This window comes from Rhizobium sp. YS-1r (assembly GCF_000757525.1).
Classification (GTDB): domain Bacteria; phylum Pseudomonadota; class Alphaproteobacteria; order Rhizobiales; family Rhizobiaceae; genus Neorhizobium; species Neorhizobium petrolearium.
Genome location: NZ_JPYQ01000028.1, coordinates 1 through 14,912, shown reverse-complemented (window position 1 = coordinate 14,912; position 14,912 = coordinate 1). Strand labels below are relative to the sequence as shown.

The following is a 14,912-nucleotide window of genomic DNA, read 5'->3' as shown; positions in this document are numbered from 1 at the left end:
CTATACGGGCACGAATTCTCCGCCATTGACGTCGATTACGGCGCCGTTGATAAAACTGGCGGCATCCGAGGCAAGGAAGTCGACAACGGCTGCGACTTCCTCCGGCCGACCCAGTCGGCCAGAGGGGATGCGCGTTCGCGCGGCGCAATTCTCCGGGCTATCTGCCGGGCCTGTCATCTCCGTAAGGATGCGGCCAGGTGCGACGGTGTTTACGGTAATTCCCGCCGCGCCATATTCGGCCACCAGCGAGCGCGAAAGGCCGGCGAGTGCGGATTTCGACACCACATAGCCGGTTCCGGCAATGCGCGGCAAGGTGCGCCCCGCGACCGAGCCGATGAAGACAATTCGGCCAAAGCCGGCTGCCGACATCGCCGGGGCTGCGAGTTGGCAACAGACCATCGCGCCCGTCAGATTGACACGAAGCGTGTCGTTCCATTCCTCCAGTGCGATACGGCTGAACTCGGTCCGTCTGCCATTTGGCTTGGGCGACCAGCCGGCATTGCAGACGAGCACTTGCGGTTCCTCCCAAAGCGAAGTTACCTTGGCAAAAAACAGTCTCAGCGCATCAGGATCTCGAATGTCGACGGTGGCCGCGTGAACCCGATGGCGTCCGAAGTCCTGTGCAAGCGCACTGCCGGCATGGCAGACCTTTTCGCGGCTCTGACTGAAGATGGCGACACGGTGTCCGCTTTCCAAAAGCTTTTGCGCGCAAGCAAAGCCGATCCCGCTGGTTCCACCCGTGACGATCGCCACGCGCCAGTGATCGCCTTGCGTCATGCCACGTCCTCCAGCTGAGCAAACAGTGACAGGGGTGGAAATGCATCGGGGCTGGTCATCACCTCAATCAACAACGGTCCGTCACCGTTAAAGGCGCGATCGAGCGCGGCGGAGAGGTCCGATCGTTCGTGAACGCGCATGGCCGCACATCCGCAGGCTTCGGCAATTTTCGCGTGATCAACTGGATTGAGATGGCAGGCGCTGGTGAAGCGTCCGAATTTCACAGTCTCCGCGTGTTTTTGAAAGCCGAGGATCCCGTTATTGAGCAGGATGACGATCACCGGTAGATTGCAGCGAACCAGCGTTTCCAGTTCGGCCCAGCTATGGGCGAAGCCACCGTCACCGACGACGATTACGACGGGATGTTGGGGAACCGCTGCCTTGGCGCCGATGGCAAGCGGAAGTCCCCAGCCGAGGCCGGCAAGTCCTCTTGGACTGATAAAGCGCATGCCGCTTTTCAGGCTGCGCAACTGACCAACGATCCACATGGAAGAATAACTGGCGTCCGCTACGACGGTGGTGTTGGGGGTGAGGTGACTTTGCAGTTCCACCATGACAAGCTCGGGACGAAGAAGCGATTTGTTTGCGTCGACGAGCAAGCGGCGATCGTCTTCAAAGCTTGCCCAAGCCGCTGCGATCAGGGCTTCGACGTGCTTTCGGTTTGCCCGGCGGCGATGGAGGTCCTGGCGTTCGAGAAAAGCACAAAGCGCCGATAGTGTCTCGCCGGCATCGCCAACCAGGCGGATGGCCTCATAGGTGCGTCCGATCTCCTGGGGATCGACATCCACGTGAATGACGCTTGCCGTTTGAGGAATGAGGCGCCAGCTATCGGTGCCGTTCTGATTTGTGCGGGTGCCGACCAACAACACGAGATCGGCGTCATCGATGAGATCACGGCAATGGCGGCCCAGGGATCTTGGGCCGGTCAGCGTAATCACCCCCGCTGACAGTGGATGATATTCGTCCACGGCACCTTTCCCCATGTTGGTGGTGAAGACGGGGAGGTTGGCAAGTTCTTGAAGCTCGGCAAGCGCTGTAACGGCCTGGCCGTTGTGGATACCTCCTCCCACGATTGCGATCGGCGCGCGGGCTGAGGCAATGCGTTCGGCCGCATCCTGGATGAGGTTGTCATTGGGCCGGGTGAGATCCAGCGGAATCGATCCAAGACTTGAATTGCGGGCGAAACGTGCTGGCGGCGCTGGTTCGCGCAAGAGATCCGCGGGCAGAAGAAGCACCGCAGGGCCAGGCCGGCCGGATGCAGCAGCCGTGAAGGCCATGTCGACATAGTCGTCGATCCGATCGGCGCTGATGACCCGCCGCACCCACTTGGCGCAGACGCGAAAAAGATCAAGGTGATCCAGTTCCTGGAAGGCGTTGCGATCGGCTTGGTTGCGCTCGACGTCCTGGACGAGGGCAATGATGGGAACGCTGGCCTTCAAAGCTTCCGCAAGCGGTGGCACGAGTAGCGTTGCGGCGGGGCCATTTTGCGCCGCGACGACTGCAACGCGACCTTTGCGGCGCGCATAACCATCGGCCATGGCGCCGCCCATATTTTCCTGTCGGTAGGCGATCTGGCGAATTCCGATCGCCTCGGCGGCGAGGATAACCGCAGATGGCAGGCTTTGGGCGAAAATGACATCGACGCCGTGTCGTTTCAGAGCAAGTGCGATACGTTCGGCAACCGTCGGGATCGAAGGGGAATTCATGCTAACTCCTCGCAAACGAGCGCCTTTTCGAAGGCATCGACGATAAGTTCGATTTCGGTGTCGCCCATCGCCGTCGAGAGGCTGGCGGCGGCGCCAAAGGGCAGGATAATTCCATGCTTTTTGAAGTGGCGTCCGAGCTGGCGCATGGTATCGGCCTCGTTCCTGGAAAGATAAGCCTCCCGATATTCCCGCGGGGCCTGAAGCCTCGGATGCAGGCGAAACAGTGAAGCCGAGCCGGTGACGCTGAAAGGCGCCTCGTATTTTGCAATCGCTTGCCGCAAACGCGTGCGAAGGTGATCCCCGAGCCGTTCAAGCCGCTCGAACTGCTCGGGCGTCATGGCCCTCATGCTGGCAAAGCCGGCGACCATCGAAACGGGATTGGCGGAGAACGTGCCTGCCTGAGGCAGTAGCGGCCGACCGCCTTGCCCGTCGAACACGGCCATGGCAGTCTTTTTTCCGCCGATCGCGCCGATCGGAAATCCGCCGCCGATTATTTTGCCCATGGCAATCAGATCGGCATCGAGCCCGAAGCGTGCCGATGCGCCGCTATAGCTTTGACGCAGATTAAGGACTTCGTCGGCAATAACGAGAATTCCGTATTGTTGCGCGGTTTCGACCACTGCGGTCAGGAAGGCTTCGTCTGGCTGCAGAAGTCCTGCGCGGCTGGGGACCGGGTCGATCAAAATGCAGGCCAACTGTTCGTGATGGGCTTTAATGCGGCGACGAGCACCGTCGGCGTCGTTGAAGCGAAGCAGGACAACGTCGTCGGTCACCGAACGCGGTTGACCTGGGTAACAGGGAACGCTGAAAGGCGCCTCGGGCGAGCCCCAGTTTTCGGGTGTTCCTGTTTGGCCGACTTCGGCCCAGTCATAAGCACCGTGATAGGCACCCTCGATCTTGGCGATCGCGGGACGGCCTGTGGCGGCACGGGCCGCCTTGATTGCAAACATCACGGCTTCGGTGCCGGTATTGACAAACCGAACCTGTTCTACCGCCGGAATTCTTTCGCACAACAGTTCGGCAAGATTGATCTCATGCACCGTCGGATTGGAAAAACAACTGCCATCCTTGAGCGTTCGGCTGACGGCCTCGACGACCGGCTCGAAGGCATGCCCATGGATGAGTGTCGTGAAATTGTTGTTGAGGTCGAGATAACCGTTGCCGTCGACGTCGTGGACATAGGCGCCTCGGCCCCAGCCCACGTAGTCGGGACGGGGATCGCGATCAACGGTGGCGCGATTGACGCCGTCTGGAATGACGACCCGCGCCCGTCGGTAAAGATCCTCCGAGATATGCGTCGGTGGTGTTTGAAGTATCGGTGTTCGTGTCGGCATGAGTTCCTCCGGGCCGGCGGCAGGCCAGTGACACCAAAAGGAAGCCAGATTTTCAATTTTGACGCAACAAAAAAATCGAATGTGGGTTATTTTTCCAAAAAGCGCTCGGAAAGGACGTGTCGCAACTGACGGTAGCCGTCACGGATATCGGTTTCGATGGCGGCGCGCACTTCACGGGGGTCGCCATGTCGCAGTCCCTCGATTGCTGCGCAGTGGTTGCTTACGCCGGACCGGGAGATGGCAAAGGCTGGGTAAAGGTCGTTGAACGTGGCGCCGATGCGCAGCCACAATTGTTCGATCGTGGCGACCAGGATTGGCATGTTGGAGCGTTCGTAAAAGAAGAAATGAAACTCTTTGTTGGCCCATAGGGCTTCGGCATAGGCTTGCCTGTCTAGGGCCGCATTGATGCGATTTTGGATGGTTTCAAGCGCAGGAATCATATCCGGAGAGATTGCTGTTGCTCCCTTCTCGGCGGCGAGCCCTTCAAGTGCGAGGCGCATTTCTGTGACCTCCCGCAACTGTGAAAGTGTAAGGTTGGGGACGACGACCGTTTTGGGGCCGGCATAGACGAGCGCATGCTCAATCGCCAGGCGGTTCAATGCGTCGCGTGCCGGTGTGCTCGATAGTCCGAATTCCTGGGCGACCCTCCGCACCGTCAGTTTTTCTCCAGGACGGAACGATCCTCGAATCAACTTCTCCTTGAGGACTGTGTAGGCGTGATCGCCAAGGCCGACGCTTTTTCCGGATGCGCGTTCGAGAGATTCGTGTTTGTCACTCATGTCCTATTCGTCCCCTCGTGCGATTTGAAATATTTTTGTTGCATCATGTTTGTGATAACTGTATTAATCCATAAAGTGCAAAACATTATAAGTCTACCTGAGCGATAGTTTGATGGAATAAAAGTATAAAAATTCAATCCTGATGAGAATCTGATGATCTCACTTCGAGATTTCGGAATGAAATCGTGATAAATTCGATAGTAAAACGTATGAGATGAATGTCTGTATTTGGACATGCTTTCGATGAGGAGGATGATTTTGAAGGGCGAGACTGTAATTCTGGAAAAGATCGAGAAGAACTTTGCCGAGACGGCGGTTGTTCGCGATGTGTCGATTGCCGTCCAGGCAGGGGAATTCTTGTCGCTGTTGGGGCCGTCCGGCTCGGGAAAGACGACCCTGCTGATGATGATTGCGGGGTTTGAGGCACCAAATCGCGGGCGCATCAGTGTCGGGACGCGGGATATCACCTTCGAGGCTCCAAACAAGCGCAACGTGGGCATGGTGTTTCAAAGATATGCTCTGTTCCCGCACATGACGGTAGCACAGAACATCGCTTTTCCACTGCGTATGCGTCGCTGCAGCCGTGCGCAAGCGCGGGACCGGGTCGACGCCATGCTGGCGATGGTTCGACTGGAGGGGTTTGCCGACCGGTTGCCACAGCAATTGTCCGGGGGGCAACAGCAGCGCGTAGCGGTCGCACGAGCGCTGGTCGCCGAGCCGCCGGTTCTCTTGATGGACGAGCCTTTGAGCGCGCTCGACAAGAAGCTGCGTGAAACCATGCAGCTTGAGATCAAGCGGATTCAAAAACGGCTTGGGGTCACGGTCGTCTATGTCACTCACGACCAGGAGGAGGCGCTGACGATGTCGGATCGCGTCGCAGTCATGGCCGATGGCGAATTGATGCAGGTCGGCGCTCCCATCGACCTTTACCATCGGCCGGCCAATGCGTTCGTGGCAGGCTTTATTGGCAAGATGAATTTCCTTGAAGGCGAATATATCGGCCATGATGGCGACGAAGCGGTGATCCGCCTGTCGCAAACAGCCACTGTGAAATGCCCGATTTCCAGCGCGACGGCGGTGGCCGGCCAGCGCCTGACCGTTGCCATCCGTCCCGAGGACTTGTCCGTCCGACCGAGCGGGGATGTGAGGCCAGGCGGCTTCAAAGGCAGAGTCGAGGCCGCGCTCTTCGTCGGCGCAGCCTATGTCGTTCTGGTTGCGATCGATGGGCGAGCAGGGGAGGTAGTTGAGGCTCGCCTACCCGCCAATGGCGGATCGCTGCCGCTTGTTCCTGGCGATATCGTCGACGTCTTCGCCGAACCGTCTGCCGTGCGGTTGTTTTCCCATCAGCAGAGGCAGGCGGCATGACGACGGCAAAGACCCACAAACTGCCCGTGCGGGCCGCAATATCACTCACGAAGTCCAAATCGTGGCGCCACTATCCGATCGGCTTGTCATTCATCCTGATTATTCCGCTTTGCCTGCTGCTCGGCTTCGGATTCGTCTATCCGGTCGGGCGCCTATTGGGACAAAGCTTCTTTGCGCCCGATTTTGGCCTGGACAACTACCGCCGGCTTCTGGAAACGCCTCTTTATCTGCGCGTGCTTGGCCGGACCGTCATTGTCGCGCTGATCGTAATGGCGGCAAGCCTGGCGCTTGGCTATCCGGTGGCGCTTGCGATGGCAAGGCTCAGACGCGATCTCGCAGGCGTGGTCATGGCCTGCGTGTTGCTGCCGCTTTGGACCTCGGCGCTGGTGCGCTCCTATGCCTGGATCGTGATCCTGCAACGACGCGGCTTGGTCAATGATGCGCTTTTAGGGCTTGGCGTGATTTCCGAGCCGCTGAAGCTCATCTACACCGAGGGCGCCGTCATCCTGGCGATGACGCATGTGCTTGTGCCCTTCATGATCCTCCCGATCTTCGGTGCGATCCGGGCAATCCCGACCGAGCTCGTGCAGGCAGCCTGCAATCTCGGGGCAGGCCAGTTCACCGTGTTTGCCAGGATCCTGCTGCCGCTCAGTCTGCCCGGCATTTTCGCGGGCTGCCTGATGACCTTCATCCTCGCGCTCGGCTTTTACGTGACGCCGGCGCTTGTCGGCGGCCCAAGCAGCCTGCTGATGGCGACTTTGATCGGCCAGCAGACAACCGAGACGCTCGACTGGGGGTTTGCCGGTGCGCTGTCGACTGTTCTGCTCTGCGTCACCCTTGTGATCGTCGTCTGCTTCCGCAAGGCACTTTCCAACAACAGGGGGATTTCCAATGTCGCCTGATCTGGAGTTTGCGCTCGCGTCCCGTGAGATAGCCAACGAGGAAAACAGCTTGGTTTCCCGCAATAGCCGGTCGCTTTGGAGATGTCTCGGCGCGGTCACCGCAGGCTTTCTCATTTTGCTGATATTGCTCTTCTTGGTGCTGCCGATCGTCATCATCTTTCCCATGTCGTTCGGCAGCGCCAGCTATCTGGAGTTTCCACCGCGCGGCCTGACACTGCGCTGGTATGGTCAATACCTGTCGGACCCCGACTGGCGTGCCGCCACCTTGTTCAGTCTGAAGATTGCACTGGCGACGACGCTTTCGGCCACAATCATCGGAACGCTTGCCGCCATTGCCTTTGTGAGGGGCAGCTTCCCGGGCAAGGGCCTGTTTCAGGCGATTACGCTAAGCCCGATGATCATCCCCCACATCGTCATCGCAGTGGCCGTGTTTCTCGCGTTTGCGCCGCTCAACCTGTCCGGCAGCTTTTTGGGCTTCCTGATCGCCCACACCATGCTTGCCGTGCCGTATGTCGTGCTCACCGTGGTTGCGGCCCTGCAGCGCTTCGACACGACGCTCGAGCTCGCAGCACTCAATTGCGGCGCCGGCCGCATCCGCACCTTCTTTTCGGTCGTCCTGCCCAACATCCGTGTCGGCGTTGCAAGCGGAGCCGTATTTGCCTTCCTGGCCTCCTTTGATGAGGCGACGGTCGCGTTTTTCCTCTCCGGCATCGAAGGCAAAACCATCACCCGCAAGATGTTCGAGGACATCGACTTCAATCTGACGCCGGTAATTGCCGCGGTGTCGGTGGTGCTCACCCTCACATCGCTGCTTGTGATGGGAGCGTTGCATGTCTTCAGTCGTAATCCAGTCCCTGCTCAGCGCTAACGAACCCAACGAAAGGGATTATTTCCATGCCGATCGCAACTGCTCACTCCTTTAGACCAACAAGTCACGTCGTCAGATCATTGCGCATGCATTTGAGATCTGTCGCCTGCCTGCTGGCTTTCACGATTGCCGCCGCTCAACCGTCCTTCGCCGACGAGCAGATCGTGATTGCCACGACCGGAGGTACTTGGGAACGTCAGATGCGCGAGCATTTCTTTGACCCCTTCACCAAAGAGACCGGAATAAAGGTCGTCACTGTCTCGGGTACCGGTGCGGAGAATGTAGCCCGCGTGAAGGCGATGGCGGCGACTGGCAAAGTCGAATGGGATCTTTATCAGGCAGGCGAGATTCAGGCCGCCTCCGAGCTGCACCGGTCCCTCAACGAAGACATGACGGCCTTTTGTAGCGACTATGTCACGGACAAGGATCTGCTTTCAGACGCTTGTAATCCATCCGGGGTCTTGTTCGGTTATGGCACCACGTTGATGGTCTACAACACGGAGAGTTTCCCGAAGGATGGTCCGGCGAACTGGAAGGACTTTTTCGACGTCGATCGATTTCCAGGCCCGCGGGCGCTGCCGAACTTCAACGATCCGTGGCGGGTGATGGCTGCGGCGCTGCTTGCCGATGGTGTGGAGCCCAAGGACCTGTTCCCGCTCGATATCGACCGAGCCCTCAAGAGGCTGAACGATTTAAGGCCCCATATCGGGCTGTGGTGGAAGACCGGTGACCAGTCGACCCAAGGGTTCAGGACAGGTGAATATGTGATCGGGCAGGTATGGCAGACCCGCGCGGCCGCATTAAAGCAGGAAGGCCAGCCGCTCGCCTGGCGTCAGGACCAGGCTTTCCTGGTTGGTGACCGCTGGGCGTTGATCAAGAACGCGCCAAATCGCGACAACGCGATCCGTTTCCTGCGCTATTTCCTGGACCATCCGCAAGCGCAGGCCAAGGTCTGCGAGGCGCTGACATGCACACCCGCCCGCTATTCGGCTGCCGCGGCCATGGGGGAGGCGGCTCGCGCCATGGTGCCGACATCGCCTGAAGTGTTCAGCCGGCTGATCAAGCCGGACGCGGCGTGGATCAATACCCATACGCAGCTTTTGATCGAGCGCTGGAACGAATGGAACCAGCAATAGCGTCCGTTTCAGCACATCATAGGAGAAAGATGATGACATCGAAGCCTTTTCGAGTAGCCGTCGGTCGGCTCTATCACGAATCCAACCGCCTGAATCCGCAGCCTGCCACAGAGGAACAGTTCGAGATTGAGCGGGGTGAGTTGGTCCTGAATGCTTCCGGTTCGACCTTGGCGGGAATCGTCACGGAGCTTCAGGGCGAGGCGATGATCCTGCCGACCCTTTCTGTTGCCGCACCGCCAAGCGGGTTGATCGATGATGATTTTTACCAGCGGGTCGCGCAGGAATTCTTAGACGAAATCGAGAGACTGCAACCTGATGCGGTCGTCCTTGACCTGCATGGTGCCGGTGCCACGACGCGGCTTGCTGATCTTGAAGGCGACCTGCTCTTCAGACTGCGAGCGCTGGTCGGGCCGGCCGTGCCTGTTGGCATCGGTCTGGACCTGCATGCGCATCTCACCGACGCGATGTTGCGCAATACTGATGTGTGCATTGCCTGCAAGGAAAACCCGCATTCCGACGTGGTTGAATGCGGCGCGAAGGCTGCAAGACTGATACTTCAAACGCTTCGAGGCTCGCTGTTTCCCGTGACGACGAGCGCTCGCGTGCCGATGATCTTGCCGGGAGCCGGAGAGACTGCATCTGGGCCGCTGGGAGAAATCCATGCCAAGGCCCGCGCGTTCCAAAACGCTTTCCCGGAAGTTCTCGATGTTTCGATTTACAATGTCTTCCGCTACGCAGACGATCACTATATTGGCCAGGTGGTCACCGTGATGACAAATAGGCCCGAGCCCATTTCAGCGAAGATCGCAAAGGATCTGGCGGGAGATTTTTGGCGCTACCGGGAGCGGTTCGAGGATGAACTCCTGTCGATCGATGAGGCCTTTTTGAGAGTTCGAAATGAGGCGCGGGAACGACCGTATGTCATGGCGGATATGGGGGACCGCATCCTTGCTGGCGCGCCGGGTGACAGCGTGATCCTCCTGTCGGCGGTGCTCGATGAGTTTGCCGATCTCAGGGGCGCATTGACGATGACCGATCCCGCCAGCGCCAGGGCCGCCATTGCAGCCGGCGTCGGATCGGTCGTGACGATGAAAGTTGGCGGGCAAATCACGCCGGGTTTTCGCCCGCGCGAGGTAACCGGGAAGGTATTGCATGTCAGCGACGGCAACTTCACGCTGGCTGGTCCGTTTCATGGCGGGGAGGAAAGCTCGCTAGGCGAGACTGCCGTCCTGCTGATCGGTGACCGCATCTATCTGATATTGACGAGTAAGCCGGCCTTCAGTCACGACCCGGCGGTCTTCACCAGCCAGGGGATCGATATCGGCGGTCTCGATTTTGTCATCGTGAAATCCGGCTATCATTTCACGATGAACTTTGCGGGCATTGCAACGCCGCTGCTCGTTTCGACGCCCGGTGTCGGCTATTATAGAAAGGGCGCATTCACCTATGAGAAGTCGCGCTTCTGGCCGGAACATGCCGTTGACCAACCTGAGATCAATGTGGCGATTTACGGTGGTGTCAGAATGGTGACGGATGAGGAGTGCAAGGCCGCCTAATGGAAGGGCGTCGTCATCCCAAGGGGGGAGGTGACACGGATCTCGACATGATTGCCGGCAGCAGGCGTCGCCGTGCCGGCAATCATGGGGTCGCTTATCAGGGCAAGGGAGACCGTTTAGACCTGCGTTTGCGATCCAAGGCCCGCAAAAGCGGGTCGTCGAAATTCCACAGCCGCCTTTGCGCGCAGCCGGGCTTAATGTCCACCCTACATCCCCTGTTTGCGCCATCAGTTAGACGATGTGCGCTGAGCGGAAAGGCAGTACGAAGAGTGGGTGGTCGCAGTCAGACTTTTTGGCGCTCGCAGAAAGGGTTGTCCGCCCGCTTCATCTCATAGAACCTGAACGCAGTGCCGTTATGCTCGGTCATGCCGCGGTAGCTAAAGCCAAGATTTGCGGTCATCTTCTGCGATCGGATGTTCTCCGGCCGAATGACCGAGACAAGTCGGACGATCGGCAGACGTTCAAACGCATAAGCAATGATCGGTCCTAGACTTTCCAATGCAATCTTCTTGCCGGAGCTGAATCCAAAGAGACAGCAGCCGATTTCGACATCCTTGTCATCATAGTGTCTGAGACCTGCACGACCAACGAATGTCAGATCGCCATTGCTTTCACGCAGGTAAAGCATCCAGAAGCCGTAGCCGTATCGCCGCCATTCATCGAGATAAAGGGACAGCCTTGCGTCGGATTCTTCGCGGGTCGGCGATCGATCTTGCATGATCAGTTCCACCACCAGCGGATCGCAATGCAGCCGATAAAGCGCATCACCGTCCAGTGCGCTGACGGGTCGCATGAACAGCCGGCGAGTTTCTATATTCACGGGCTTTCCTCCCTGCTTGCAGATGACTTAAGTCGGCTCGCTTTTCAGCGATCGCAGCGCCTCTTCGAGCGTTTCAGCAAGATACGCGATATCGGTCCCGGTCATCGGGGTTGAGAGGGCTCCAAGCCCGATCGACGACAAAAGAACCTTGCGCTCTCGCATACGCACGACAACCGATCTCAGCCTTGGGTCATGGGCAGCAGCGAACGTATCGGCGTAGCTTGCGACTTGTTCGGGCCCGACAAACAGGCGAAAAAGCGATCCTTCGCCGGTGACCGTGCCCTTGATGCCGACAGACGCGAATGCCTCGGCAATCAGGCTTCGGGCTTGCGCGCCAAGCACATTCAGCCTGTCAAATTCAGATCGTGGCAGGGCCGTCATTGCCGCAAGTCCTGCGGCCATGCTGAGGGGGTTGGCGGTGAAGGTGCCCGAATGGATAACACAAGCGCGGTCCGCCCGAGCTGGATCAAATACCGCCATGATATCGGTGCGGCCGGCGACGGCGCCGATCGGCAGCCCGCCACCGATGATCTTGCCGATCGCGCAGAGATCGGGAAAGTTTGGCTTGGCAACTGGAGCGCCGCCATAGCCGAGCCGGAAGCTTAAAACCTGGTCGAAGATCAATAGGCTGGAATTCCTGAGCGTGAAATTTCTAAGAAAAGTGAGGTAGTCAGCGCTGATCGCAATGAGACCGATGCGGGACGGCAAAGGGTCGACGACGATCGCCGCCAACCGATCCGCCGCGCTTTCGATAATCTTCCTCGTCCTTTCGATATCGTTGAACGGAATGATCAAACAATCCGAAAGGGCAGAGCGGGCGACACCTGAATGTTCGCCCTTCGGTGTCGGCCGTTCCGTCCCTGCAAGGGGAGGGGTCGTGACATTGGCTTCCACCACATCGTAATTGCCGTGATAGGCGCCGTCGCATTTGGCGATCAGGTCGCGGCCGGTGTAAGCGCGAGCGGCTTTGATCGCAATCATCACGGCTTCTGAACCGGTATTGGTGAAGCGGATCTGTTCGAAATAGGAGACCCTTTCGACAAGCAACTCGGCGAGTTCGATTTCGGCGACGGTTGGACCGGCAAAGCTTAAGCCAAGGCCCGCCTGCCGGCGGATAGCATCGACGACTGAGGGATGGCCGTAGCCATGGATGAGGGTGGTAAAATTGTTCTGAAAATCGAGATAGCGCCTGCCGTCGACGTCGGTGACGTAGGCTCCGCTTCCGCAGACGAGGTAGGTTGGATGCGGCTTCTCGAAATTGGATGTGCGGGTGTTTCCGCCAGGCATGACCCTAAGTGCGCGCCGATAAGCGGCATGGGAAAGGCTCATCGTCATCTCCTTATCTCCTTGTCTTGCCGCAGAACCTCATCAAGTGCATGGCAGAGCCCTTCGATCCCCTCTTTTGTGTGGCTTGCTGACAAGCAAAGGCGCAGGCCCGCTTCACCTTGCGGCACGGTTGGGAAAAAGACGGCGGAGGTGTAATATCCGCGATCGATCAGCGTTCGCGCTGCACTGATCGTAGTCGTTTCGTCGCCGATTTTGAGAAAGCGGATCGGAAGCGGCAGTCCGCTCTGGTCGGTCTTGCAGAGCCGATCGAACTGCTCGATGCGTTCACCAAGAAAAATCTGACGGCGTAAGAGTTCAGCGGTGCGATGTAGTTTCGCTGAGGCAAGCGCGGCACCCACGCCTGCAAGATTGAGTGATGCGGAAAAGGCATGCGCAATCGCAAATCGGCGGAAGAGTTTTTCATGTTCGTTGCTGCCGAGCATCAAGAGACCGCCAGAGGCCCCGAAACCCTTGCCGAGTGAGGCGGCGATGATCGTCCGGCCACCAACGTTGTCTGGAACTTGCGAACGAACGAAGCCTTCGCCTTGGCGGCCGAAGAGCGAAACACCGTGGGCGTCATCGATATAGAGGAAAAGGCCATATCGCTGTTGAAGCGACAGAAGGGCCTCGAGCGGCGCCGTACCGCCCATCGAATAAACGCCGTCACAAATGTAGGCGACGCAGGGATTTTGCTTACAGATCTGCTCCAACATGGAAACGTCATTGTGATCGATGGTGATGACGGCGGTTTCTGCTGCAAGCGTCGGTTTGTGAAACGCGAGCGTCGCATGCGCGAAGCGGTCAAAGACCATCACCGGTTTTTTATTCCCGGTAAGATGGCCGGACGCGATGAGCGGGAGCGCGCTCATGTTTGCTGCGAGAACGCTCGAATAGGTGATGACGCGAGCCTGGAACAGATCGGCAAGCTCATTCTCAAGTGTGGTCAACAATGCAAAATTGAGACGAGTGCGAGCGCAGGACCAATGCAGGCTTTTGTATTGTGTCACTGCGTCGATTGCGCCGGCGACGATTTCGGGATGGTTGTCGAGACCGAGGTAGGAGCATCTTACGAAGTCGAGGACGCATTTATTCGATCCACCAAGGTCAATGGAAACGAACCTTTCTTTCATGGGCCTGGCGGACAATCCCATGACGCCTGACTGATATGCGAGATCAAATTGCGGGCCGGCCTTGTCGATCATCGCGCGCGTGTTGCGGCTAGAGGTGACGGAGATACCAGCACCTCTCTCCTGAATTGAATTCTCGGTCATCTCAGCCTCCAGATCAACTGACGCGAGCATAGTCGGTGAGGTTCGAAGACTGAAATGATATCGATTCTATGCAGCTGATATATTTCGGAAATATTCTGCGCCATCGACTCTTCGCGAGCGGAAAAACAGGAAACATTCGAGCTTCTATGGGACAGAAAGATTGGCAGGAATTGCTCGCAGTGCTTGCAAAAATAATCTGAGAGTTTAAAAGGGAGTCGAGCAGCGCAGGCTGCTTGGGGCTTCGAATCCCCATAGGTCGGTCCGTGCCACCGGAAGGCAACACTCCTCTATGGTCGGGGAGCCTGCGGCGTATAAAACAGGCTTTGCCAAAGGCCGCAGGGGCTGAATCTATCGGCATTCGAACTCCCCGATCACCAGGTTTCGCGTAGCGGACTTTGTCTGCTCCTGGAGGGAGTTGCCATGACATATGCAGTCGCTCGTCGGGCGCAGTGCCCATCGACAGGTCTGCCGGCCGAGGTTGGCGAGAGAACCGTCGACCAGCTTATCGGTCAGCAGATTCGTTTAAGGCGAACGCACCTCGGCATGACGCAGGGAGCACTTGCTGAGCGATTGGGCATGTCGTTTCAACAGGTGCAGAAATACGAAACCGGCGCCAATCGCGTAACTTCGTCAACTCTTTACGAGATCAGCCTCATTCTGGAGGTTCCGGTCGAGTTCTTCTTTAGCGCGTTGCCGAATGCGGCAGGTGAGGGAAGTCACATGAGCCCGGAATGGGCAGCGCGGCTTGCCTATATTTCGACGGTGGAGGGGCAGCACCTCATCGACGCCTTCCAGGATCTTCCGATGCCCGTGCGGGCCAGTATCCTTGGAATGGTTCGCACCCTTGCAAGGATCGCTCCCACGGCGAGCGAACCCTGACCGCGCACCCCGAACCGGCCGCATAAGCGAGTTCTTTGTCCATTTCGCCGGTCCGGACGGTCGAACGAGATTTTCTGTCTTCGAGTTCGGCGCCCCCAATAAATGGCGTGTCCCTGTAACGCTTTATTCGAGATTTGAGCTAGTGTGACGTCCCAGAGATTATGACTCGTTGAGCAAAGGTATTGGATAAGAC

The 14,912-nt window shown here is 58.1% G+C and carries 13 protein-coding genes; 6 read left to right on the top strand and 7 right to left on the bottom strand.

Translation table 11 applies throughout. The annotated features are described in order from the left end of the window. From fabG to JL39_RS19485, 4 genes are all read right to left on the bottom strand, one after another. On the bottom strand, positions 1 to 777 hold the full coding sequence (fabG, locus tag JL39_RS19500; RefSeq protein WP_037154458.1) for a 3-oxoacyl-ACP reductase FabG: 777 nt from the start codon (positions 775 to 777) through the stop codon (positions 1 to 3). Next, on the bottom strand, positions 774 to 2,483 hold the full coding sequence (locus JL39_RS19495; protein WP_037154453.1) for an acetolactate synthase catalytic subunit: 1,710 nt from the start codon (positions 2,481 to 2,483) through the stop codon (positions 774 to 776). The genes fabG and JL39_RS19495 overlap by 4 nt, the downstream gene beginning before the upstream one ends. After that, a complete protein-coding gene (locus JL39_RS19490) occupies positions 2,480 to 3,817 on the bottom strand; it encodes an aspartate aminotransferase family protein (RefSeq protein WP_052183000.1) in 1,338 nt (445 codons plus the stop codon). Before JL39_RS19490 ends, JL39_RS19495 begins: the two co-directional genes overlap by 4 nt. 86 nt (positions 3,818 to 3,903) lie before the next feature. Then, complete coding sequence (locus JL39_RS19485) at positions 3,904 to 4,596, bottom strand: GntR family transcriptional regulator (protein ID WP_037154450.1); 693 nt, start codon at positions 4,594 to 4,596, stop codon at positions 3,904 to 3,906. A gap of 252 nt (positions 4,597 to 4,848) precedes the next feature. On the opposite strand from JL39_RS19485, the gene JL39_RS19480 reads away from it, so the two are divergent. From JL39_RS19480 to JL39_RS19460, 5 genes are all read left to right on the top strand, one after another. Then, entirely contained in the window at positions 4,849 to 5,961 is a 1,113-nt protein-coding gene (locus JL39_RS19480; RefSeq protein WP_227702471.1) for an ABC transporter ATP-binding protein, read from the top strand. Continuing rightward, positions 5,958 to 6,863 (top strand): ABC transporter permease, encoded by a 906-nt coding sequence (locus tag JL39_RS19475; RefSeq protein ID WP_037154447.1) that lies wholly within the window; start codon positions 5,958 to 5,960, stop codon positions 6,861 to 6,863. The genes JL39_RS19480 and JL39_RS19475 overlap by 4 nt, the downstream gene beginning before the upstream one ends. After that, complete coding sequence (locus JL39_RS19470; RefSeq protein ID WP_081952905.1) at positions 6,853 to 7,731, top strand: ABC transporter permease; 879 nt, start codon at positions 6,853 to 6,855, stop codon at positions 7,729 to 7,731. Before JL39_RS19475 ends, JL39_RS19470 begins: the two co-directional genes overlap by 11 nt. A gap of 86 nt (positions 7,732 to 7,817) precedes the next feature. Continuing rightward, positions 7,818 to 8,867: an ABC transporter substrate-binding protein gene (locus tag JL39_RS19465; protein ID WP_037154444.1), complete on the top strand. Its 1,050-nt coding sequence runs from the start codon at positions 7,818 to 7,820 to the stop codon at positions 8,865 to 8,867. Positions 8,868 to 8,896: 29 nt separating this feature from the next. Then, positions 8,897 to 10,423, top strand: coding sequence for a M81 family metallopeptidase (locus tag JL39_RS19460; protein ID WP_161784779.1), 1,527 nt, complete (start codon positions 8,897 to 8,899; stop codon positions 10,421 to 10,423). Positions 10,424 to 10,706: 283 nt separating this feature from the next. Here JL39_RS19460 and JL39_RS19455 read toward each other — a convergent pair whose 3' ends face one another. From JL39_RS19455 to JL39_RS19445, 3 genes are read right to left on the bottom strand one after another with little or no spacing between them, the layout of a single operon-like run. Next, the gene (locus JL39_RS19455) at positions 10,707 to 11,216 is read right to left on the bottom strand and encodes a GNAT family N-acetyltransferase (protein WP_227702477.1); all 510 of its coding nucleotides are present in this window, start codon (positions 11,214 to 11,216) and stop codon (positions 10,707 to 10,709) included. Between the two features lie 54 nt (positions 11,217 to 11,270). Next, on the bottom strand, positions 11,271 to 12,572 hold the full coding sequence (locus tag JL39_RS19450) for an aminotransferase class III-fold pyridoxal phosphate-dependent enzyme (RefSeq protein ID WP_161784778.1): 1,302 nt from the start codon (positions 12,570 to 12,572) through the stop codon (positions 11,271 to 11,273). Between the two features lie 2 nt (positions 12,573 to 12,574). Then, on the bottom strand, positions 12,575 to 13,840 hold the full coding sequence (locus JL39_RS19445; protein WP_152601191.1) for an aminotransferase class I/II-fold pyridoxal phosphate-dependent enzyme: 1,266 nt from the start codon (positions 13,838 to 13,840) through the stop codon (positions 12,575 to 12,577). Between the two features lie 420 nt (positions 13,841 to 14,260). Between JL39_RS19445 and JL39_RS19440 the strand changes: the two genes are divergently transcribed. After that, on the top strand, positions 14,261 to 14,719 hold the full coding sequence (locus tag JL39_RS19440; protein WP_052182998.1) for a helix-turn-helix transcriptional regulator: 459 nt from the start codon (positions 14,261 to 14,263) through the stop codon (positions 14,717 to 14,719). Positions 14,720 to 14,912: the final 193 nt, after the last annotated feature.